This window comes from Arthrobacter sp. RAF14, from assembly GCF_052114185.1.
Classification (GTDB): Bacteria; Actinomycetota; Actinomycetes; order Actinomycetales; family Micrococcaceae; genus Arthrobacter_E.
The window spans coordinates 1,216,220-1,236,573 of sequence record NZ_JBFREG010000001.1 but is presented as its reverse complement, the minus strand read 5'-3'; the positions used below and the strand labels follow the sequence as shown (position 1 = coordinate 1,236,573).

Annotated in this window: 20 protein-coding genes; 9 read left to right on the top strand and 11 right to left on the bottom strand. The window is 70.6% G+C overall.

The features are described 5' to 3' along the window. Positions 1-29 precede the first annotated feature (29 nt). Entirely contained in the window at positions 30-683 is a 654-nt protein-coding gene (locus tag AB4Y75_RS05840; protein WP_441434906.1) for a hypothetical protein, read from the top strand. Between the two features lie 17 nt (positions 684-700). On the opposite strand, the gene AB4Y75_RS05835 is transcribed toward AB4Y75_RS05840, so the two are convergent. Both AB4Y75_RS05835 and AB4Y75_RS05830 read right to left on the bottom strand, forming a co-directional pair. Then, the gene (locus tag AB4Y75_RS05835) at positions 701-1,879 is read right to left on the bottom strand and encodes a sensor histidine kinase (protein ID WP_441434905.1); all 1,179 of its coding nucleotides are present in this window, start codon (positions 1,877-1,879) and stop codon (positions 701-703) included. Then, positions 1,873-2,568, bottom strand: a complete 696-nt coding sequence (locus AB4Y75_RS05830) for a response regulator transcription factor (RefSeq protein WP_441434904.1) — start codon at positions 2,566-2,568, stop codon at positions 1,873-1,875. Before AB4Y75_RS05830 ends, AB4Y75_RS05835 begins: the two co-directional genes overlap by 7 nt. A 194-nt stretch (positions 2,569-2,762) precedes the next feature. On the opposite strand from AB4Y75_RS05830, the gene AB4Y75_RS05825 reads away from it, so the two are divergent. The 4 genes from AB4Y75_RS05825 (at position 2,763) to AB4Y75_RS05810 (ending at position 6,366) form a co-directional block, all read left to right on the top strand. After that, the gene (locus AB4Y75_RS05825) at positions 2,763-3,230 is read left to right on the top strand and encodes a DM13 domain-containing protein (protein WP_441434903.1); all 468 of its coding nucleotides are present in this window, start codon (positions 2,763-2,765) and stop codon (positions 3,228-3,230) included. Continuing rightward, entirely contained in the window at positions 3,230-3,790 is a 561-nt protein-coding gene (locus AB4Y75_RS05820; protein WP_441434902.1) for a DoxX family membrane protein, read from the top strand. The genes AB4Y75_RS05825 and AB4Y75_RS05820 overlap by 1 nt, the downstream gene beginning before the upstream one ends. A gap of 64 nt (positions 3,791-3,854) precedes the next feature. Then, entirely contained in the window at positions 3,855-5,855 is a 2,001-nt protein-coding gene (locus tag AB4Y75_RS05815; protein ID WP_441434901.1) for an ArnT family glycosyltransferase, read from the top strand. A gap of 115 nt (positions 5,856-5,970) precedes the next feature. Then, positions 5,971-6,366 carry a hypothetical protein gene (locus AB4Y75_RS05810; protein ID WP_441434900.1) on the top strand — a complete coding sequence of 132 codons (396 nt, stop codon included), beginning with the start codon at positions 5,971-5,973 and terminating at the stop codon, positions 6,364-6,366. Positions 6,367-6,394: 28 nt separating this feature from the next. Here AB4Y75_RS05810 and AB4Y75_RS05805 read toward each other — a convergent pair whose 3' ends face one another. Genes AB4Y75_RS05805 through AB4Y75_RS05790 form a run of 4 tightly spaced genes read right to left on the bottom strand, consistent with a single transcriptional unit; the run spans position 6,395 to position 11,005 of the window. Further along, on the bottom strand, positions 6,395-7,018 hold the full coding sequence (locus tag AB4Y75_RS05805) for a GyrI-like domain-containing protein (protein ID WP_441434899.1): 624 nt from the start codon (positions 7,016-7,018) through the stop codon (positions 6,395-6,397). Positions 7,019-7,047: 29 nt separating this feature from the next. Further along, the gene (locus AB4Y75_RS05800; RefSeq protein ID WP_441434898.1) at positions 7,048-8,220 is read right to left on the bottom strand and encodes an acyl-CoA dehydrogenase family protein; all 1,173 of its coding nucleotides are present in this window, start codon (positions 8,218-8,220) and stop codon (positions 7,048-7,050) included. After that, complete coding sequence (locus AB4Y75_RS05795; protein ID WP_441434897.1) at positions 8,217-9,482, bottom strand: beta-ketoacyl-[acyl-carrier-protein] synthase family protein; 1,266 nt, start codon at positions 9,480-9,482, stop codon at positions 8,217-8,219. The genes AB4Y75_RS05800 and AB4Y75_RS05795 overlap by 4 nt, the downstream gene beginning before the upstream one ends. Beyond that, positions 9,479-11,005: a class I adenylate-forming enzyme family protein gene (locus AB4Y75_RS05790; RefSeq protein WP_441434896.1), complete on the bottom strand. Its 1,527-nt coding sequence runs from the start codon at positions 11,003-11,005 to the stop codon at positions 9,479-9,481. The genes AB4Y75_RS05795 and AB4Y75_RS05790 overlap by 4 nt, the downstream gene beginning before the upstream one ends. A gap of 285 nt (positions 11,006-11,290) precedes the next feature. Between AB4Y75_RS05790 and AB4Y75_RS05785 the strand changes: the two genes are divergently transcribed. The 3 genes from AB4Y75_RS05785 (at position 11,291) to AB4Y75_RS05775 (ending at position 15,106) form a co-directional block, all read left to right on the top strand. Continuing rightward, positions 11,291-12,343 (top strand): iron ABC transporter substrate-binding protein, encoded by a 1,053-nt coding sequence (locus tag AB4Y75_RS05785; protein WP_441434895.1) that lies wholly within the window; start codon positions 11,291-11,293, stop codon positions 12,341-12,343. Between the two features lie 106 nt (positions 12,344-12,449). After that, positions 12,450-13,949, top strand: coding sequence for an ABC transporter permease (locus AB4Y75_RS05780; RefSeq protein ID WP_441435269.1), 1,500 nt, complete (start codon positions 12,450-12,452; stop codon positions 13,947-13,949). Next, positions 13,946-15,106 carry an ABC transporter ATP-binding protein gene (locus tag AB4Y75_RS05775; RefSeq protein ID WP_441434894.1) on the top strand — a complete coding sequence of 387 codons (1,161 nt, stop codon included), beginning with the start codon at positions 13,946-13,948 and terminating at the stop codon, positions 15,104-15,106. The genes AB4Y75_RS05780 and AB4Y75_RS05775 overlap by 4 nt, the downstream gene beginning before the upstream one ends. Here AB4Y75_RS05775 and AB4Y75_RS05770 read toward each other — a convergent pair. From AB4Y75_RS05770 to AB4Y75_RS05760, 3 genes are read right to left on the bottom strand one after another with little or no spacing between them, the layout of a single operon-like run. Next, positions 15,097-16,101: a sensor histidine kinase gene (locus AB4Y75_RS05770; protein WP_441434893.1), complete on the bottom strand. Its 1,005-nt coding sequence runs from the start codon at positions 16,099-16,101 to the stop codon at positions 15,097-15,099. The two genes, AB4Y75_RS05775 and AB4Y75_RS05770, sit on opposite strands and share 10 nt — an antisense overlap. Further along, positions 16,094-16,768 (bottom strand): response regulator transcription factor, encoded by a 675-nt coding sequence (locus tag AB4Y75_RS05765; RefSeq protein WP_441434892.1) that lies wholly within the window; start codon positions 16,766-16,768, stop codon positions 16,094-16,096. Before AB4Y75_RS05765 ends, AB4Y75_RS05770 begins: the two co-directional genes overlap by 8 nt. A 39-nt stretch (positions 16,769-16,807) precedes the next feature. Beyond that, a complete protein-coding gene (locus AB4Y75_RS05760) occupies positions 16,808-17,551 on the bottom strand; it encodes a phosphatase PAP2 family protein (protein ID WP_441434891.1) in 744 nt (247 codons plus the stop codon). Between the two features lie 155 nt (positions 17,552-17,706). On the opposite strand from AB4Y75_RS05760, the gene AB4Y75_RS05755 reads away from it, so the two are divergent. Further along, positions 17,707-18,045 (top strand): transcription initiation protein, encoded by a 339-nt coding sequence (locus tag AB4Y75_RS05755; protein ID WP_441434890.1) that lies wholly within the window; start codon positions 17,707-17,709, stop codon positions 18,043-18,045. A gap of 84 nt (positions 18,046-18,129) precedes the next feature. Here AB4Y75_RS05755 and AB4Y75_RS05750 read toward each other — a convergent pair whose 3' ends face one another. Continuing rightward, positions 18,130-18,951, bottom strand: a complete 822-nt coding sequence (locus AB4Y75_RS05750) for an SDR family NAD(P)-dependent oxidoreductase (protein WP_441434889.1) — start codon at positions 18,949-18,951, stop codon at positions 18,130-18,132. A gap of 35 nt (positions 18,952-18,986) precedes the next feature. Then, on the bottom strand, positions 18,987-20,303 hold the full coding sequence (locus tag AB4Y75_RS05745; RefSeq protein WP_441434888.1) for a threonine/serine exporter family protein: 1,317 nt from the start codon (positions 20,301-20,303) through the stop codon (positions 18,987-18,989). Positions 20,304-20,354: the final 51 nt, after the last annotated feature.

Sequence of the window (20,354 nt, the reverse complement as noted above, 5' to 3'; positions counted from 1 at the left end):
GCGCCTCAGCAACCCCGGAGGAAGCCACTATGACCACGACACCCGGTGCCCCGCCGTCGTACACCACCCACGAGCTTTACGCGCTGTCCGAACCGTTCCTGAGGACTCCGTCCGCCCAGGGTCCCGGGGCGGTCTTCGGCTTCCCCGGACCGGAGCCCGACCCGGCGCTCTACGCAGCGGGCCTCAGCACACTCGCTCTCCGGAACAGGCTCAGCCCGGGTCCGGGACCTCGGACCGTGGACCCCGGGACGGCGGTGATCGCCCGGCTCCTGGAGACGTCCCCCGCCTGGCTGCGGCTGTACCTCGCCACCGACGGCGGGCGGCAGGCGATCCGGATCGCCCTCGGCCCCCAGGGGCACGCGATCTTCACCCAGGACGGAACAGGATCCCACTCCGTCGATCTGCTGGCTTCCACGGGGAACCTCGCCGATGACCTCGCGGAGATTCTCGGCGCAGTCATCCGCCCCCTGGCGGCGCGCGGCGACGCCGTGCTGCTGGCGTCCAGTCCTGGCGACGACGGCGAACGCCCGGTGAATCTGCGGATCACGTCGGGGATGTTCTCCCTCGCGGCCGGTCCCGTGAACGCCGACGGACGGCTGAGTGACGTCGCCATTGAGGAGGCCGGAGCCGCCGCCCGGGCCATGGCGTCCCGCCTGCTGGACCCTGTTCCGGCCGGAGCCTGACCTCGCAACGCTGAGAGTCAGACGGCAGGCCGGCCGGGGGCCGCTCCAGCGGCCCCCGGCGGCCCCAGCGGCAGGGTGACCTCCAGCTGGAATCCGTCAGGGACGTGCCCGGCCCGGACGTTCCCGCCGTGCGCCTCCACGATGCCCCGCACGATCGCCAGCCCCAGGCCCGCGCCCGAGGACAGCGCGGACGGCTCGTCGGCGCTCCGGGCGGTGTCGGCCCGCCAGCCGACGTCGAAGATCCGCCCCAGGTCCTCCACGGACACCCCGGGACCCTGGTCGAGCACGGTCAGGACCAGCCGGTCCCCGTCGACGGTGTCCGCGGAGATCAGGATCTCCGAATGCTCCGGCGCGTGCCGGATCCCGTTGCTGAGCAGATTCCCCAGCACCCGGCTCAGCTCCCGCGGATCCGCCCAGAGCACCCGGCCCTCGACGCCCCGCTGCGAGATGCGGATGCCCTTCCGCTCCGCCAGCGGCTGGACGTCCGTGACGGAGTCGGAGACGAGGTCGAGCAGTTCCACCAGTTCGGGCCGCAGCTGCAGCGTGCCTTCCTGGAGCTTGGACAACTCGAACAAATCCTCGACCATCCTGGTCATCGCTTCGGCCCTCGACCGGATCTGGCGTGCGGATGCCCCGGCGTCCTCCACCACACCGTCTTCCAGCGCTTCCGCGAGCGCGCGGATCCCAGTCAGCGGCGTCCGCAGATCGTGCGAGATCCCGGCGTAGAACTGCCGCCGCGCGGCGTCGAGCTTCTCCAGCTCGGCACGGGCGGCGGCCAGCCGGCGTGACGTCTCGGCCAGCTCCGCGGACAGCGCGTTGAACTCCTGCCAGCCCGGCGTCCCGGCCACGACGACGGCGCCGTCCCCCACCCGCTGTGCCGACGCCAGGAGCGCGTCCACGGACCGCCGGGCGGTCCGTCCGGTGATGAGCACGGCCGCGGTGACGCTCAGGAGCGCGGAGACCCCGAGCACCCAGACCAGCACGGTCAGGTCGTGAGGCGAGAAGAACATCTCCACCAGCACCGCGAGCGTGGAGCAGGCGATCGAGAGGACCACCGAGACGATCACGATCGCGAACTGGGAGGCGATGGAACCGCGCCTGTTCCACCGCAGTGCCAGCCAGGCCAGCAGGCTCACGGCACCGGTGCACACCGCGGTGGTGGCGACGATGAGCAGCAGATCCGCCGGGCTCAGCATGACGGCTCGATGGTGAAGCGGTACCCCGCACCCCATTCGGTGAGCAGGTAGCAGGGGTATCTCGGGTCGGGTTCGATCTTCTCGCGCAGCCGCCGGACGTGAACGGTGACGGTGGACGGGTCGCCGAAGCCCCAGCCCCACACCTCCCGCAGGATCTCGTCCCGGCTCACCACCTGTTCGGGATGCTGGACGAGGTAGAGGAACAGCTCGTACTCGCGCGTGGTGAGAGCGATCTCCCGCTGGTCGGCCCAGACCCGCCGGTGCGCGGGGTCGATCCGGAAACGGCCTGCGGTGAACGCCGCGGGCGCGCTCGACGCCACCCGTCGCCGTACCAGGGCGGCCACCCGCAATTGCAGCTCCCGCAGGGCGAAAGGCTTGCTGAGGTAGTCGTCAGCACCGTGTTCCAGGCCTTCGATCCGGTCCTCCACGGCGCCCATCGCCGTGAGCATCATGATGGGCACATCGGAGAAGGTGCGCACTTCACGGCACAGCTCGTCGCCACTGAGCCCGGGCATCATGCGGTCCACGATCAGCACGTCCGGCACCTGTTCCCGCAGGGCGTCGCGGGCGCTCACACCATCCGCATGCTGGGCCACCGCATAACCGGCCGCGCGCAGATAGTCGCTAACGATCATGCGGACGGTCGAGTCGTCCTCCACGACCATCACGCGGGCTGTTCCAGGGTTCATAGTCGAAGCTTAGCCTCGCCCTGCCGCCTCCGGGCCGCGGCGATTCTTACCGTTCTGAAAGCTCTCTTACGGCGGTGAAAGGACCGGCCCGCACGGTCCCGGCGGCTGCTTGACTCAAGGACAGCGAGTGGCCGCCACCTGACGGCGTCCGCTCCGTGACCGGACCATCCGAACCTCTCAGAAGGAAGAACATCATGCGTACCAAGGCTCTCGTCGGTGCAGGACTCCTCGCTCTCGCCCTCTCCCTCTCCGCGTGCGGCGGCGCGGCGGGCACGGCGTCCTCCCCTTCCCCCTCGTCCAGCATGTCCGCGGCGGCCGGGGGCACGCCGTCGTCGATGTCCTCCGAGTCCGCCATGCCGATGGCGATGCAGAAGGGCGAATTCGCCGGCCTCAACGGCAAGTCCGTCAAGGGCTCCGTCTCGATCGCCGACGGCAAGGTCACCCTGTCCGGCTTCTCTTCGGATGAGGGCCCGGATCTGCACCTGTACCTGGCGTCCGGGACGGACGAGGCCGCGGTCGGCGGCGGCACCCGGCTCGGCAAGGTGTCCTTCAACACCGCGTCCCAGACCTTCACCCTCCCCGCGGGAGCCGGCTCCTCCCAGTACGTGGTGGTGCACTGCGACAAGGCGAAGGCCGTCTTCGGCGCCGCCAAACTCTCGTGATGAGCTCGATCAGAGCCGGATTCGCCACCCTCGCCGCCCCGGTTCTGACCGGCGCGGCGAGGGTGGTCCTCGGGATCCTGTGGCTGAACGAAGGAATCACCAAGTACCGGGCCGGTTTCGGCCGGGCAGACATCCTCCTGGTGGCGGGCAGCGCGTCGGGCAACAGCCGGGTGCCGGGATTCTTCCAGTGGTTCGCCGAGAACACCCTGGGCCGGGCGCCCGAGGTCTTCGGCGTGGTCATGCCGCTGCTGGAGACCGGGCTGGGGATCGCTCTGATCCTGGGAGTCCTGACACTGCCCGCCGCCGTGGGATCGGTCTTCACCCTCATGACCTACTGGATGGCGGATCAGCTGATCGGGCAGTATCCGGTGATGGTCCTGCTCTCGCTCTGCGTCGTGCTCTGGCCGCTGAGCGCATCGCGGTTCTCGCTCACCTCGCTGCTGCTGGCCGGCGTACGACGCCGGAGCGCCGGCCCGGGCGAACGCCTCCCCTCCCGGCCTCCCAGCGGGTCTCTCCCTGGCTGGTCTCACCCCGCATCGCGGCTGCGCCGCTGGCTCTGAGAGCACAGCCACCGCATAGGGACGGCACAGTCGCCTCACGAACCGACGGGGTGTGCTGGTGTGCATGACCTCCAGCCCAGCCTCCCTGTCCTCCGGTTTCTCACCTTCCCTCGGCCGCACGGCCCGGCGCACCTCGCGGTGGGGGCCGTGGCCGATCGGTCTGTTCCTTCTCGGGCTCGGTGCCGCGGTCCTCACGGTGTGGGACGTCTGGTCCGGGTCCCGTTCCGAGTACTACGCCTCGATCGCCCTGTCGATGAGCCAGAACTGGCAGAACTTCTTCTTCGGCGCCTTCGACCCGTCCGGCACGGTGACCCTGGACAAGATCCCGGGCTCCTTCTGGATCCCCGCGCTGTTCGTCCGGTTCTTCGGCTTCTCCACTCTCTCGGTCATCCTGCCCAATGCACTGGCCGCGGTGGCCTCGGTCCTCCTGGTGGCGGTGACCGCCCGGCGCGTGGCCGGGACGACCGCCGGGCTGGTGGGTGGAGCGGTCGTCGCGACCACTCCGATCCTGGTGGCCGTCTCCCGCTCGAATCAGCCGGAGACCTTCTTCGTCCTGGGGCTGGCCCTCACCGCCTGGGCCGCCGTCAGGGCGGTCGAGCAGCGGAGCCTCGGCTGGCTGCTGCTCGCAGGGGTGTTCGTGGCGGTGTCCTTCCAGACCTACATGCTGGAGGCCTGGGCCGTCTGGCCCGCGCTCGCCGCCGCCTACCTGTGCACCAGGCAGCCGTGGTGGCGAAAACTGTGGCACACGGCGGTGGCCGGGGTGACGAGCCTGGCACTGTCGCTCGTGTGGATCGTGGCGGTGGCCCTCATCCCAGCCTCCGACCGGCCCTATGTGGGCAGCACGCTCCACAACGACCCCTGGGAGATGGTGTTCGGCTACAACGGGCTGGGCCGCTTCGGGGACGGCGCGGCGGACTCCGCGTCGTACAACTCGTTCACTCCGCCGTTCTCCGGCTCGGCCGGCGTTTTCCGGCTCTTCAACGAGCAGCTGGCCGGGCAGATCGGCTGGCTGATCCCGGTGGCCGTGCTCGCCGTCGTCGTGCTGCTGATCCTGCGGTTCCGGCTCGCGGTGACCGTGTTCCTGGGCGTCTGGATCCTGACGTTCGCCGCCATGTTCTCCGCCGTGGCGGGAATGCATCAGTTCTACACGGCGGCGCTCGCGGTGCCGATGGGCCTGGCGGTGGGCCTGGCCGTCGGAGCCGCCCGGCGCCGGAACGTGGTCTGGGCCCAGCTGGCGCTGCTCGCCACGGCGATGGTGACCGCCGTCTCGGTCGCACTCGTCTACGGCGGGTACTCGGTGGCGGTCGCCGCGGTCCAGGTGGTGCTCGGCCTCGGCGCCATGGCACTGATCGTCCTGGAAAAGCGGCTCGTCCTGGAAAAGCGGCGTGGAGCGGTCATCCGGGTCGGAACCTCGTTGCTCCTGCTGTGCGGGCTGATCCTCACCCCGGCCGTGTGGTCCGCGGTGACGATCGCCCATCCCAGCTCCATCAATCCCGTGGCCGGAGGGGTGAGCGCCATGGGCGGCGGGATGGGAGCGCCGGGCGGCAACGCGGCCCGCTTCGGTGGCGCGCGGCAGGGCTTCGGCCAGGGCCAGGGTTTCCCGGGGACGCCGCCGTCCGGTTTCCAGGGCGCGAACGCCTTCCCGGGTGGATCCCGTGCCCCGCAGGGCGTCGCCGGCGGCCGCGACGGCACCGCCTCGGCCGCGCTGCTCAGCTATCTGCGGGCCCACCGGGGCGATGCGAAGTACCTCGTGGCGACCTTCGGAGCCCAGGAGGCGGCGGGCCTCATCACCGGGACGGGCGGCGAGGCGGTCCTGCCGATCGGAGGGTTCAGCGGCAACGATCCGGTGCCGACCCTGGAACGGTTCCAGGCCCTGGTCGCCTCGGGTGCCCTGAAGTACGTGCTCGTGGGGAACGGCGGCGGATTCGGCGGCGGCCCGGGCGGCACTTCGGCCACGGGAACGGCCTCGGAGATCAGGGCCTGGGTGGAGGCGAACTGCACCGCGGTCAGCGCCGACGGCGTCTCCGGCCTCTATGAATGCACGACGACGGCGGACGGCGCCTGAGCCGGACTCGGGCCGGTGGGGCCGCACGCTCCGCCGGCCCGCGCCCAGCGCCTTCCCGCGGCCGGTCCGCGGCCGGTCCGGATGACATGATGGGACCACCGACGAAGGAGATGACGTGTCCGGATTGATCGATGCCGCCCTGGACGAGGACGGCGCCCTGACTGCTTCCACGACCCTGCCCGGTGAACGGGACGTGGAGGTGCTGTGCGAGCCCGGGGACGAGAAGCTGAGCCTGGAGCAGCTCATGGAGATCGCCGAGTACGCGCTGCGGCCGTTGGATCACGGGACGTTCAGCACGGCCGAACGGGAGATCCTCGACGCGCTCGACGCCGGGCCGGGGACCGGCGCACCCACGCTCCGCCTGGACGGGGTGATCATCGAGCCGGGGGCCGTCGTCGTGCTCCTGTACACCGCAGAATCTCCGGCCGGCGAGTCCACCGTCTATTGCACGCTGGGCGCCGACCACGGCGTGGAGAGCATCGAGGTGGCCGAGGACGAAGGCCCCGCCTGAGGGCTCGTCTGTTCAGGCGGGAAGCCGCTCAGGACCGGATCCTCTCGACAGGCTGCCGGAGGATCGTGCGCTGCTTCTCGGGAGCGGTCCTCCGGAAGTCACTGAGATAGATCTCGTGATGCTTTCCGCGCAGGGCCAGCCCCTCCGCCGGGGCGAACTCGTGATGCAAGCGGTCCAGGACGGAGCCTTCGTCGTCGAACGAGCTGAGGTGCAGCGTCTGCACGCAGAGCCCTTCCGCGAGCGCCTCGAACCGGACGTCGTCCAGGCGGGCCGGGCGGTTCTTCGACCCGGCCTGCTCCTTGGCCGCCAGCACCTGGTCCTCGTCGATCCACTCAGGCACCAGCAGCATCATGGTCCAGTCCCACTGGGACTTGTCCCGGGCCGTGGTGAAGGCGTCCAGGTCCTCGGCCCACCACAGTCCCTCGAGCGGGGGGACCACGTAGTCACGGCCTGTCGTGGCGCGGCTGCCGAACTTCAGTTTGTAGGCCACCGGGTACAGGGACTCGACGGCCTGAGTGAAATCGGGCGAGGAGTTGGGGTCCCCGTGCCCGTCGATCATGAGGTACCGCCGCTCCGGGATCGTGAGGATCCGGAACGCGCCCTTCGGCGCCTGGTACGAGTCCAGAGTCTTCTTGAGATCGATCTTGTCCATGGTGTCCCCTCACTCCGCGTCTCGGTCTGTCAGTCGTCCAGCAAAGCCGCCGCGAACATCGGCCGCGCCGCATCGGCCGCCGGCGGATGGAACAGACCCGCGGTGGAGTCCCGCCACAACCGGCTCAGTTCGTGGCCGTTGTCGAAGCCGCTCCCTCCGGCGCACAGGAGCGCCGTCTCCGCCGAGCGGCGTGCCGCGGTGGCCGCATTGAGCCGCGCGCTCACGAGGCGCAGCGGCCAGCCGGCGCCGTGATCGACCAGCTCGTCGACGTCGCGGGCGTACGTGTCGAGCTGCGCCGGAACCGCCAGGTACTCCAGGTGGGCATCCGCCAGCCGCGCCCGGTATTCCGGCACCTCGGAGAACGGTGTCCCGCTCTTCGCCGAGCTGCGGCGCTTCAGGCCCGCGGCGCCGAGTTCCAGCGCGCGCCATGCCACCCCTGCGTACACGGCGCCGATCATGAGCTGGAAATGGCTCGTGATGGCGAAGGTCAGCAGATCCGGGACGCGCCCGGGCGGGAGCTTCCGCACCACTTTCCCGGCCTCCATCGGCGCGCCCTTCAGGATCGTGGCCCGGCTCTGCGAGGCCCGCATCCCGAGCACGTCCCACTGATCGGAGACCTGGATCCCCGGGGCGTCGCGTTCGATGAAACCGTAGATGAGCCGGGGGTTCTCCGGATCCGAGGAGTCCAGGCCGTGAGCCAGCAGGCGCGTCCACACCGGCGAGAGGGACGTGAAGATCTTGACGCCACTGAACAGATAGCCGCCGTCCTCCTGCGGTGCGGCCACCGTGGTGGAGCCCTGCAGCACCCAGTCGTTGGACGGTTCGCTGATCCCGAAGGCGAAGACCTCACCGGCCTGAGCCTCCTCGAAGACCCGGGTGAGGGAGTCATCCCCGCGGGCCCAGAGTGCCCGGGCCACCCCGGTGCACATGAGATGCATGTTGATGGCCAGTGCCGTGGCGGGAGCCGCACTCGCCAGGCGCTGCTGCAGGCGGGACACCTCCTGCAGGTTCAGGCCGGGGCCTCCGAACTCCTCCGGCACGAACAGGGTCAGATAGCCACGATCCCTCAGCTCGGCGAAGTCCTCGTCGAAGAACCGGTTCTCCCGGTCATAGACGCCCGCCCGTTCGCGGAAACGCTCCAGAAGGTCCTGGGGCAGGTACCGCTCGGCCAGTTGTGCCTGCCGTGTCTCCCGATCCGTCACGGTGTTCCTCCATCATCCGCGCGGGCCAGCAGCACCGCGCCATTGTGCCCGCCGAACCCGAACGACGTGGACAGCACACTGTCCACGCGCACGGAACGGGCGGTTCCGGTGACGACGTCCCAGTCGGGGAACTCGGGATCGTCAAGGTTCAGAGTGGGCGGCAGCAGTCCGTCACGCAGGGTGAGGACCGAGATGACCGCCTCCACCACGCCCGAGGCGCCCAGCAGGTGCCCGGTGAGGGACTTGGTGGCGCTGATCGGAATGGTGCGCGCCGCGGGGCCCAGTGCCGCCTCGAACGCGAGGAGTTCCGCGGTATCCCCGGCCGGCGTGCCCGTCCCGTGGGCGTTGAGGTGCCCGACGTCGGAGGGCCGGGCGCCCGCATCGGCCAGGCAGTCGCGGATCGCCTGCGCCGCGCCGAGTCCCTGCGGATGCGGCGCGGTGGGGTGGTACGCGTCGCTGGACGCCCCGAAACCGGCCAGGCGCGCCAGCGCCGTCGCACCCCGGGACGCGGCATGCTCCGCCGACTCCACCAGGACGGCCGCCGCACCGGCGGACATGACGAAGCCGTTGCGGGCCCGGTCGAACGGCCGGCTGGCAGCTTCGGGTGCGTCGTCGTAGCCGGTGGCCAGGGCGCGCAGATTCGCGTTCGAAGAGAGGTTCACCCCGTTGAGGCAGTCCTCCATGCCGACCACCAGGACGGCGTCGGCGTAGCCGTGGCGGATCCGGCGCAACGCCTCACCGAGGGCGATGGTCCCACTGGCGCACGTGACCGAGAGACCCTGTGCCGGGCCGCGCAGCCCATGACGCTGGCTGAGCAGGGCCGCGGCCGCGTCGGGTGCGCCGTGCATCGACAGCGTCAGCGGAACGGCGCGCGGGCCCCGCGCATCGAGGATCCGGGTGGCGTCCTGCATCGCGTCCACCGGCCCCGATCCCGTGGCCGCGATGACGCTGACGCGCGCGGGATCCCAGGGCGGCTCCCCTCCGAGGGCGCCCGCTTGGGCGAGCGCCTGGTCCGCCGCGGCGATGGCCCACTGCTGCACCGGGCTCAGGCGCCGGAGCAGGCTCCGCTCCAGCACGGTCTCCGGGTCGAAGCCCCGGACTTGTCCCCCGATCCGCACCGGGAGCCCGTCGAACTGCTCCCCCTCCAGGCGGGCAATGACGCTCCTGCCGTGCGAGACGGAATCCCACAGCTGCTCCGCGCTGAGTCCGCTCGGCGTGATGGCCCCGAGACCGGTGACGACGACGTCGCGTGGCGCGCTCACAGCCGGACCGCCCCGTCGCCGTCGAGCAGCTCAGCCGTGGCCGGGCGGCGGATCTTGCCGCCCACCGTGCGCGGCAACCGCGGCACCAGATACCAGCGGCGCGGCACGAACTGGGGTGCCAGACGATCACGGGCCCACACCTGAAGAGCATCCTTGGAGGGCGCCTCCTGCCCCTCCAGGACCAGGGCCACCACACTGCCCAGACGAGTGTCAGGCTGAGCCACCGCGCAGACGACGCCGACGCCCGGCATGCCGTCGAACGCCCGCTCCACGTCGGGCAGGGCGATCTTGTGACCGCCGCTGACCACGATGTCGCCGTCCCGGCCCAGCAGCTCGATGCGTTCCCCGTGAACCCGGTCCCCCACCCGCCGGGCCTGGTCGTGGACCGTGGCCCAGCCGTCCTCCTGCCGGAGGACCGCATCCGTGGTGCCGGCCAGGTAGCCGTCCGAGCAGGCGGCGGCACGGACCCAGAGGGTGCCCGGCTCGCCGTCCTGCAATTCGGCTCCCGCCACGTCCCGGACGCTGACCTCGATGCCGGGATACACGGAGATCGCGGTCCCGTCGCCGTCCCGGCTGTCCCCGATGAAACCGATCTCGGCGGCTCCGTAATAGCTGATGAGGCGAACGTCCGGAAGGACGTCCGCGAGCCCCGTGCGGAGGGCCGATGACAGATTGGCCCCGCCCGTGACCACCAGGTCCAGAGAGGCGAACCGGCCGGGATCCCTCCGGGCCGCGTCGGTGATCGCCCGGACCACGGCCGGGACGGCCACCACGCGGGTGACCGCGCCGTCCGCGATGAGGCGGCCGAGCCCGATCGGATCGAACGCGTCGGCGACCTGGACACTCCCGCCCGTGGCCAGGCATTCGATGACGGCGTAGAGCGTGAGGCTGTACGACACCGGGCCCGGGGCCAGGGTGCTCACCCCGGGCAGCGGTTCCAGATGGGCACTGGAGACGGCGACGTTCTCGCGGTACTGCCGCCGGGTCTTCAGGAACGCCTTGGGGTTGCTGGTGGTCCCGGAGGAGAAGAGCAGCAGGAACGCCTCGTCGCCGTCACGGACCGTCGGGGCCGGGGCCGGCTGCAGGCTCTGCTCCAGCGTCCGGAAGTCCTCCAGGCTGAGGAGGGTCCCGGGCCAGCCGCGTTCGTCCAGCGCCGAGGCGAGGTCCGTGGAGTCACTGATGACCAGGCCGATCCCGGTGGAAAGGATCACGCCCACACGGTGGCTCAGTGGCCAGCGGGGATCGATCGTGGCGGACACCGCGCGGTATCCGGCCAAGCCGGCCATGATCCGGGCGGTGTGGAAGGCGGACCCCACGCTGACGGCGGTGATCGGGATTCCGGACGTCTCCGGGGCGGGGCTCGGCGGAGCGGGTTGCGCGGAGTGCAGGGACTCCACCGCGGCGAACACCCGCCGGGAATCCTCCACGAGATCGCGGTAGCTCAGCCGCCCGTCGGCCCCGGCGAGGGCGAGCCGCTCCGGGTGGTGTTCCGCGACGTCGAGCACGGTCCGGGTGATCGGCACCTGTGTCCTTCCCTGGTGGTCATCCCGGGACGGGCGGATCTGGCCGGCCTCCGGTTCCGGGCCAGTTTACCAAGGGGCTTCACCCGGGGGACGGCCCACGGAAAGCCGGCCCGGAACCGGCCCGGAGCACCGCAGCGCGCCCGCGTTCGCCGTCGGCCGGCACCCCGGTTTCGCGCCGGAGACGTCCTGCGACCTTCGCATTGGGACCTTTAGGCATAGCTAACCTAAGCTTGCTCAGGACCCTCCCCAGGATTCCCACTCCTTTGCACGTAGAAAGCAGTTCCCATGAAGTTGCGTAAGAACGCTCTGGCGGGCATCGCCCTCGCCGCGACCGCCGCACTCGGCCTGGCCGCCTGCGGTTCCGGCAGCTCCGCACCCTCCGCGGGCGGCTCCGGAGATTCCAAGGTCTCCGGCGAGATCACCGTCTACAACGCCCAGCACGAGTCCCTGACCAAGGAGTGGGTGGACGCCTTCACCCAGGAGACCGGGGTCAAGGTCACCGTCCGTCAGGGTGACGACTCGGAGATGTCCAACCAGATCGTCCAGGAAGGCGCGGCCTCCCCGGCCGACGTGTTCCTCACCGAGAACTCCCCGGCCATGGCCCAGGTGGAGAACGCGGGGCTGTTCGCGGACGTCGACAAGGCCACCGTGGACCAGGTCCCCGCCGCGTACCGCCCCTCGACCAACAAGTGGACGGGCATCGCCGCCCGCTCCACCGTGCTGGTGTACGACAAGAAGAAGATCTCCGAGGACAAGCTGCCGAAGTCCATGCTGGATCTCGCCAAGCCGGAGTGGAAGGGCAAGTGGGCCGCCTCGCCGTCGGGCGCCGACTTCCAGGCGATCGTCGCCGCGCTGCTGGAGCTGAAGGGCGAAGCCGCCACCACCGAGTGGCTCAAGGGCATGAAGGAGAACTTCAAGGCCTACAAGGGCAACAGCACGGCCATGAAGGCCGTCAACGCCGGTGAAGTGGATTCCGCTCTGATCTACCACTATTACTACTACGGCGATCAGGCCAAGACGGGCGAGAACTCCAAGAACGTCACCCCGTACTTCTTCAAGCACCAGGATCCGGGCGCGTTCCTGTCCGTGTCCGGCGGCGGCGTCCTCAAGTCCGCCAAGAACCCGGCCGCGGCCCAGGCGTTCCTGAAGTTCATCACCGGCAAGAAGGGCCAGGAGGTCCTCAAGAACGGCACCTCCTTCGAGTACGCGATCGCGTCCGGTGTCGAGTCGAACCCCAAGCTCGTTCCGATCAAGGACCTGCAAGCCCCCACGGTGGACCCGGCCAAGCTGAACTCCACCAAGGTCACCGAGCTGATGACGCAGGCAGGACTGCTCTGATTCCGTGACCGCTGATTCAACGGTTTCCGCCTCGGCAGAAGCCACCGTCTCGACGCCGCAGGCGGGCAAGGGCAACCGCCCTCGCCCGCCTTTCGGCGTCTCCGTGATCTCCCTGATCGCGATGCTCATCGCCCTGCTGTCCCTCGTCCCGCTGGGCTATGTCGTCTACATGACGGCGGCCACCGGCTGGGACACCGCGGTCTCCCTGATCTTCCGTCCCCGGGTGGGCGAGCTCCTGCTCAACACCGTGCTCCTGGTGGTGCTCACGGTCCCGCTGTGCCTGATCCTGGGCGTGGGCGGGGCCTGGCTGGTGGAGCGGACCACCCTCGCCGGCCACCGGTTCTGGGCCGTGGCGCTGGCCGCGCCCCTGGCGATCCCCGCGTTCGTCAACAGCTACGCCTGGGTTTCGGCCGTCCCGTCCCTTGAGGGCATCTGGTCCGGCGTGCTGATCTCCACGCTGTCCTACTTCCCGCTCGTCTACATTCCCGCGGCAGCAGCCCTCAGCCGCCTGGACCCCGCCCTGGAACACTCCGCGGCGTCGCTGGGCCTGGGCCCGTGGGCGTCCTTCTTCCGGGTGGTCCTCCCGCAGCTCCGCGTGGCGCTGACGGGCGGCGCGCTCCTGGTCTCGCTGCATCTGCTGGCCGAGTACGGGGCTTTCGCCATGATCCGCTTCGACACCTTCACCACGGCGATCATGATCCAGTTCCAGTCGACCTTCAACGGCACGGCCGGCAACATGCTCGCCAGCGTCCTGGTGTTCCTGTGCCTCCTCCTGCTGCTGGCCGAGGTGCGCGGCCGTGGTTCCGCCCGCTACTCGCGCGTCGGATCCGGAAGCCAGGGCGCCGCGCTGCGCCTGCCCCTGGGCCGCTATCAGCTGCCGGCTCAGCTGTCCCTTCTTGCGCTGGTGGTGCTCGCCTTCGGGCTCCCGCTGGGGCTCGTCCTCCGCTGGGCCGTGCAGGGCGGAGCCGCCGTCTGGACCGCGGACGAGTTCGTCCCGGCGCTCCTCCAGACCCTCTTCTACGGGGTCGTGGGGGCGGTCGTCACCATCGTGGTGGCATTCCCGCTGGCCTATCTGGCGGTGCGCAACCCCACCTGGTTCAGCAAGACGCTCGAACTGTGCAATTACGTCACGAGTTCCCTGCCCGGCATCGTGGTGGGCCTGGCGTTCGTGACGGTCACCATCCGCCTGGCGCCCGCCGTCTATCAGACCACCGGTGTGCTGATCGCCGCGTATGTCCTGCTGTTCCTCCCCCGGGCCCTGGTCAGTCTGCGTTCCGGGCTGGTGCAGGCCCCCAAGGAGCTGGAGGAAGCCGCCCAGGCGCTGGGCAAGTCCCCCTTCACCGCGTTCCTGCGGGTCACCCTCCGGCTGACCGCTCCCGCGGCCGCCGGTGGCGCCGCCCTGGTGTTCCTCGCCATCGTCAACGAGCTCACCGCGACCCTCCTGCTCTCCCCCAACGGCACCCGCACCCTGGCCACCGAGTTCTGGAGCAAGAGCAGCGAGATCGACTACGCCGGCGCCGCCCCGTACGCCCTCCTGATGATCGTCCTCTCCGCCCCCATGACCTACCTCCTATTCCACCAGTCCAAGAAAGCAGCCGGACAGTGACCTCCCCCTCCTCCGCACACTCCGTGGCTCCCGGCGTCGCACCGTCTGTTGCCGGGACCACCGACACCCACCTCGCGATCGACGGCGTGGTGAAGAACTTCGGCAGCCAGGAGGTGCTGCGCGGGATCGACCTCGCCGTCGCGCGCGGTGGGACCACGGCCATCGTGGGCCCGTCGGGCTCCGGAAAGACCACACTGCTGCGCCTGATCGCCGGTTTCGAACGGCCCGACGCCGGCTCCATCAGCCTGAGCGGCGCCGCGGTGGCCAGCGGCGGGTCGTGGGTTCCCGCCCACCGGCGGAGCGTCGGCTACGTGGCGCAGGACGGCGCCCTGTTCCCGCACCTGACCGTCGCGCAGAACGTGGCCTTCGGGCTCGCGGGAGAACTGGGCGGCCACCGCTCCTCCGCAGTCAAGGCCCGGATCCGGGAACTGCTCGAGATGGTGTCCCTGGATCCCGCCCTCGCTTCACGGCGCCCTCATGAACTCTCCGGCGGACAGCAGCAGCGCGTCGCGCTGGCCCGTGCCCTGGCGCGTGAACCGGAGGTGATGCTCCTGGATGAGCCGTTCTCCGCGCTCGACGCCGGCCTGCGGGTCGCCACGCGGCGCGCCGTGGGCGAGGTGCTCCGGACCGCCGGCGTCACCACGGTGCTGGTGACCCACGACCAGGCGGAGGCGCTGTCCTTCGCCGATCAGGTGGCCGTCATGCGCGACGGCGCACTGGCCCAGGTGGGCAACCCGTTCGTGGTCTACACCCGCCCCGCCGACCGCGCCACGGCGGAATTCCTGGGCGAGGCCGTGGTGCTGGACGCCTGGCTGGAAGGCTCACTGGCCATGTGCTCGCTGGGCGGTATCCCGGTGCGCCGCCCTCCGGCACAGGGCAAGGTGCATCTGATGCTGCGCCCGGAACAGATCCGGATCGCGCCGGACGGGCCCATCCGTGGCACCGTCGTGGACACGGACTACTTCGGTCCCGAGACCACGGTGCGGATCCGCCTCAGCCCCCGCGCCGCCGCGGCAGGCGGGCCGGAGATCCCGGGCGGCGGAGAGACGATCACCATCCGGCACTGGAACGCGTCCATCACGCGACCCGGCACGGAACTGTGCCTGCGCGTCATCGGTGAGGGCGTCGCCTTCCCCTGGGGCTCGCCTCAGGCCTGAGCACGCTTCCGGCGGGCCTTCGGCAGCACGATCCTCATGACGGTTCCCTCGGCGCCGGTCCGGGCGATTTCGGCCCGTCCCCCGGCCTGGGAGGCGATCTCCCGGACCAGGGCCAGTCCGATGCCGTAGCCGCGCCGCCCGGTCCCCGCGGAGTCGCTGCTGCTGTGAACGAAGCGCTCGAAGATCCGCTGCCGGTCGACGTCGGAGATCCCGCTCCCGGTGTCCGCGACAGTGAGCGTCACCTGCCCGCGTTCCTCCGCCACGGTGACGTCGACCCGGCCGCCGTCGGGTGTATGGGCCAGAGCGTTGTCCACCAGCGCCAGGAGCGCACGCCGGAGGCTCTGGGGACTGATGACGACGGCCGCTCCGGCCTGCCCGGAGTAGCCCAGGGTCACGCGCCGCGCGTCCGCGAGGTGCGTGGCGCCCTCGACCACTTCGGCGGCCAGGGCGCCCACGTCGACCGAGGGCGTGTCCGGCGTCGGCTCCCCCGCCGTGGCCGCCTCCAGCAGCCCGTCGACCAGCTCGGTCAGAGCCGCGGTGTCCTCCCTGATCCGGGCGAGTGCGAGGCCGGTCGGCGAGTCCGGGCTGCTGGTCCGCTGCGCCAGCTGGACACGCGCATCGAGGATCGCCAGTGGTGTCCGCAGCTCGTGGCTGGCGTCCTGTACGAAGCGCCGTTGACGGGCGAGCGCGTCGGCGAGCGGCCGGATGGAGCTGCGGGCGCTGAGCCAGCCGACCACCCCGGCCAGGACCACGCCGACGAACCCCACCACGATCATGTCCCGGATCAGATCCCCCGTGTCCAGGGAGACGAAGACGGCTCCCGGCTCCGCGTGATCCGCGGACGGCCCGCCGGCCTTGCTGAAGAGATACACGGTGGCCACGGCGAGCAGGCAGAGCACCAAGGCGCCGCACGCCACGCTGATCCGCACGGCGATCCGCAGCGCGGCCCGGCGGAGCTCGGCCCGGTCCGGTCCGGAATTCCTGCTGTCAGTCATGAGGGTCGCCGATCTGGTAGCCGAGGCCGTGGACCGTGCGGACCGCCGCACGGGAGATCTTCCGGCGGAGATGATGGACATGGGTGTCCACCAGGCCGGAGGTGTCCGTGGGCTGGAAGACGGCCGTCAGAATCTCCTCCCTGCTGAAGACCCGGTCAGGTTCGGCCGCGAGAAGCGCCAGCAGCTCGCTCTCCTTCGCCGTGAGCGAGGCGCTGAGGCCATGCACGGAGCGCGCCCGCCTCGCGGCGGGGTCGAGGTCCCAGTCGCCGAACGTCAGGGATGACGGCGGAGCCTCGTAGGTCCGGGTGAGCGCACGGAGCCGGGCAGCCAGTTCCGCGGCGTCGAACGGCTTGGTCATGTAGTCGTTCGCCCCGGCGTCGAGGCCTCGAACCTTCTCCTCCGTGGCGCCCAGGGCCGTGAGCACGAGGATCGGGGTCGGCACGCCGTGCCGGCGGAGGGCCGTGATGACGGCGATGCCGTCCAGCCCCGGCAGACCCCGGTCGATGATCAGCGCATCCCAGCTCTGCGTGAGTCCGAGGTGCAGCCCCTCGCGGCCGTCGACGGCGAGGCGCACCAGGAAGTCGGGAGCGAGGAGTTCGGCAGTCAGGGGGCCCAGCGCCGGGTCGTCCTCCACCAGGAGCACGGACGGCGGAGGCGAAGGGTTCACAGGACCATTGTCGGCCCTCGCCGCCGCCGGGTGCACTTCTCAGCCGCGTCCGACGCTGCGGCGTGTCATCCGCGACACGACCGGCAGGGCCAGGAAGCGCGGAACGAGGGTATTCCAGAGCCACGTGAACGCGAGCATCGCCGCGCCGGTCACCAGGAAGGACGCGAGCACGTCCGTCGGGTAATGCACTCCGATGTAGAGACGCGACCAGGCCACCACCAGTGCCACGGCCGCACCGGCCCAGGCCGCGATCCTGGCCCAGCGGGTTCCCTGCAGGAGGAAGCACACGGCGAAGACGAGCGCCACGGCCAGGCAGGTGTGGCCGCTGGGGAAGCTGTTGGATCCGGTTTCGGGGGCCAGCGGGTCCAGCAGCAGGGCGGGGTTGGGCCGCGGGCGGGCCACGATCAGCTTGAACACCTGGGACATGCCCCAGCCCCAGCTCACCGCGGAGGCGAAGAGCAACGCCCGGAGGACCTGCAGCCTGAGCAGGAGAACCCCCGCGACCACCGCGATGATCAGCACCCCCGCCACCGGGCTGAACAGCTCGTTCAGAGCCATGGCCACCGCCGTCAGAATCGCTTCGTGATGCCGGCTGAGGTCCTGGTCCACCCCGAGTTCGGCGCCGCTCAGGGCGGGCAGCAGACGGATGCAGACACCCAGGGTGAGCGCGGCCAGGGCGAGGGCCGACGACGCCGGAAGCCAGTGCCGGGGCACGCTCAGCCGGGGGAATCCTCCGGGGCGCGGGGACCGGGCGGAGCGGGTGGGCGAGGGCTGCGGGGCCATGGATGTTCCTTTCGAACCGTGCATGGCTCCGATCGTGGCAGGGCGTCCCTCAGAAACTCTTAAGAACCGGTGCGGCGCAGTGGAGCGGTCACACTGTGCGGGGACCGCAAACCCGCCCCTTGCGCGTCCCACTCCCCAGGGGTCAGGATCGCGGTATGACCAAGTACCTCATTTCGTTCCCCAGTGACGCGATGGTGGTCCCGGAGGAGGACCTCCCCACCGTCGTCGCGGAGTCCCACGCCGTCATCGCGGAGGCGCAGGCCGCCGGCGTTTACGTCTTCGGCGGTGGCATCAACGAGGAGGTGGAGCCGGTGCGCATCGGGGCTGACGGGTCCATCAGCCCAGGACCGTATCCGGGCCTCGACATCCGCGGCGGCTTCACGATCCTCGAGCTCCCGGACCGCGGGGCCGCCGAGGCCTGGGCCGCGAAGATCGCCGCCTCGTGCCGCTGTCCGCAGGAACTGCGGGAGTTCATGTACGACCCGCTGAGCTGAACTGAGCAGAACAGAACTGAACTGAGCAGCACAGGGCTGAGCAGAACGTGAGGGCGCCCGCCCCGCTCTTCAGGCGAACCGTGCTCAGGCGATCCAGGGACGGGTGAAGCCCAGGACCCGCTCGCCGTCGCCGTCGGCCAGTGAGACGCCCACGAAGTTCCGTGCGGCGTCGGAGGTCTGGTTCCTGAAGACGAAGCCGGTCCGGGTGGCCAGATCGGCGATCACGGCGCCCGCGCTTGCGGCGGACTGAGCCTGCGAGAACGCACCCGCCGTCCGGCTCAGGTAGGCGTCGAGCAACGGCCCGTAGGCGCCCGTGGCGGTGGGGCGTTCGACGTTGGACACGAACTCGCTGGCCACCGCGGCCGGCTCGATCACGCCCACCTGCACCCCGAAGCGCTCGGCCACCACGGCGAGTGACTGCATGAATCCCTCGACCGCGAACTTCGCTCCGCAGTACGCGTCGGCGAACGGCTGTCCGACGGCCCCACCCACACTGGTGACGGTGAGGATGCGGCCGCTCCCCCGCTCCCGCATGCCGGGCAGCACCAGCTTGGCAAGGTTCACCGGAGCCAGGTAGTTGATGTCCAGCTGGGCCTGGATCTGTTCCATGGTCAGCTGCTCCGCCGTCGCCACGCTGCCGCGACCGGCGTTGTTGACGAGGACGTCGATGCGCCCGTGCTCGGCGAGCACGTCGCCCACCACCCGGGCCGCCGCCTCATGATCGACGACGTCGAGCTCCCGGACATCCAGCTCCACTCCGGCGTCGTGGGCGGCGGCCTTCAAAGCGGTGGCGCGGGAGAGATCCCGCAGCGTGGCGACCACGGTGAGGCCGCGGCGGGCCAGGTCGACGGCGGCGTGCAGGCCCATGCCTGACGAAGTGCCGGTGATGAGTGCGACATCGGTCATGCGGTCATCGTACGCCCGCCTGGCGGTTCCGACGATCAGCCCGCGGAGCGGCGCAGCCCGGCCAGGTGCACGCCGAGAGCGACGCCGGTCCCGATGCCCAGGCTGATGACCGCGGCAGTGCCGAAATGCTCCGCGGCGTTTCCGCCGCCCATGGCCTGGAGGATCCCGAAGAACACCGGGATTCCGGGCAGCAGTGCTCCGGTGATGCCCATCAGCGCGAGCACCTGGGAGGGATAGCCGGTCCGCTTCACGAGGGCCGCGCTCAGGACACCCAGCACCACGGCGGAGAGCGAACTGGCCCATACGGCGGGCAGCCCGACGGCCAGGAGGAGCACCTGGTTGACGGCGCCGGTGACGAGCCCCAGGAGCGCGGCGGGCCGCACGAGCGGGAGCCGCCCGCCGTTCGCAAAGGCATTGGCCACGGCGCCCAGGGCGGAGAACACCAGGACCAGGTACCACGGCAGCGTGGGAAGCGCGTCGAGCCGAGGATGGGCCATCCCCAGGAGCTCTCCCAGCGCGAAGGTGAATCCGCCCCCGATCGCAATGCCCCCGGCCGCGACGGCGACACCCGCCACCCGGGTCATCGCCGACAGATGGTCCGATTCGATGGCGTCCGTGACGGCGCCGATGATCTGGGGCAGCGGGAGCAGCAGGAGCCAGTTGACCGCGATCGCGGCAGCGGCGCCCACCGGGTCCACGAATCCGAGCTGGACGAGCGCGGTGGCGAAGGCCCCCGCGGCGCAGCTCTGCACGGCGATGGCGAACAAGCGCGGCAGGCGGAGACCACTGATCGCCACACCGGTCAGGGAGGTGATCAGCTGGACGAGCGCGGCGGACACCCAAGCCTGCCAGCTGACGCCGATCTGCATGCTGATGAAGAACGCGAGCAGTGTCAGGCCGAGGGTCACCACCCACCAGGGCGTGGCGGTGTCCCGGAGGCGCTCAACCTCCTGCCGCGCCGCCGTGAGGTGCTCGCGCGCCGCCGACGGATCAGGCCAGTGCCGGGCGTCCTCCACGGTGCTGTCCGCGAGACGGCCGAGATCGCGCGCCCGGGTGCAGTCGATGGCATCAAGCGAGCGGGCCGCGCCGGACAGTGAGACCGTGGCGCCGTCGTGGGTCACCGCTTCCAGCAGGAGCATCCGGCCGAACGAGTTGAGGACCAGCCCGTCCAGCCCGAGGCCGCGTCCGTAGCGCTCCAGCGCGCTTTCAGTCTGGCGCGTGTTCTGACCGGATTCCAGGAGCCCGTGGCCCAGCGCGGAGAGGAAAGCCAGCCGGAGACGGACCTGCTTGGCGGAGAGGCCGGCGCGGGCTGATTCCTGCGAGGCCGGGCCGGAGGATGACGCTGCTTCCATGGCTCGATCCTATGGGGATCCGGGCCGGCGCGCGGTCGCCGCACACGGAGA

Excerpts from the sequence above, each read along its gene's own strand:
- AB4Y75_RS05840 (WP_441434906.1), top strand. The coding sequence starts at position 30 with ATGACCACGACACCCGGTGCCCCGCCGTCGTACACCACCCACGAGCTT.
- AB4Y75_RS05835 (WP_441434905.1), bottom strand. The coding sequence starts at position 1,879 with ATGCTGAGCCCGGCGGATCTGCTGCTCATCGTCGCCACCACCGCGGTG.
- AB4Y75_RS05830 (WP_441434904.1), bottom strand. The coding sequence starts at position 2,568 with ATGAACCCTGGAACAGCCCGCGTGATGGTCGTGGAGGACGACTCGACC.
- AB4Y75_RS05825 (WP_441434903.1), top strand. The coding sequence starts at position 2,763 with ATGCGTACCAAGGCTCTCGTCGGTGCAGGACTCCTCGCTCTCGCCCTC.
- AB4Y75_RS05820 (WP_441434902.1), top strand. The coding sequence starts at position 3,230 with ATGAGCTCGATCAGAGCCGGATTCGCCACCCTCGCCGCCCCGGTTCTG.
- AB4Y75_RS05815 (WP_441434901.1), top strand. The coding sequence starts at position 3,855 with ATGACCTCCAGCCCAGCCTCCCTGTCCTCCGGTTTCTCACCTTCCCTC.
- AB4Y75_RS05805 (WP_441434899.1), bottom strand. The coding sequence starts at position 7,018 with ATGGACAAGATCGATCTCAAGAAGACTCTGGACTCGTACCAGGCGCCG.
- AB4Y75_RS05785 (WP_441434895.1), top strand. The coding sequence starts at position 11,291 with ATGAAGTTGCGTAAGAACGCTCTGGCGGGCATCGCCCTCGCCGCGACC.
- AB4Y75_RS05770 (WP_441434893.1), bottom strand. The coding sequence starts at position 16,101 with ATGACTGACAGCAGGAATTCCGGACCGGACCGGGCCGAGCTCCGCCGG.
- AB4Y75_RS05760 (WP_441434891.1), bottom strand. The coding sequence starts at position 17,551 with ATGGCCCCGCAGCCCTCGCCCACCCGCTCCGCCCGGTCCCCGCGCCCC.
- AB4Y75_RS05755 (WP_441434890.1), top strand. The coding sequence starts at position 17,707 with ATGACCAAGTACCTCATTTCGTTCCCCAGTGACGCGATGGTGGTCCCG.
- AB4Y75_RS05750 (WP_441434889.1), bottom strand. The coding sequence starts at position 18,951 with ATGACCGATGTCGCACTCATCACCGGCACTTCGTCAGGCATGGGCCTG.
- AB4Y75_RS05745 (WP_441434888.1), bottom strand. The coding sequence starts at position 20,303 with ATGGAAGCAGCGTCATCCTCCGGCCCGGCCTCGCAGGAATCAGCCCGC.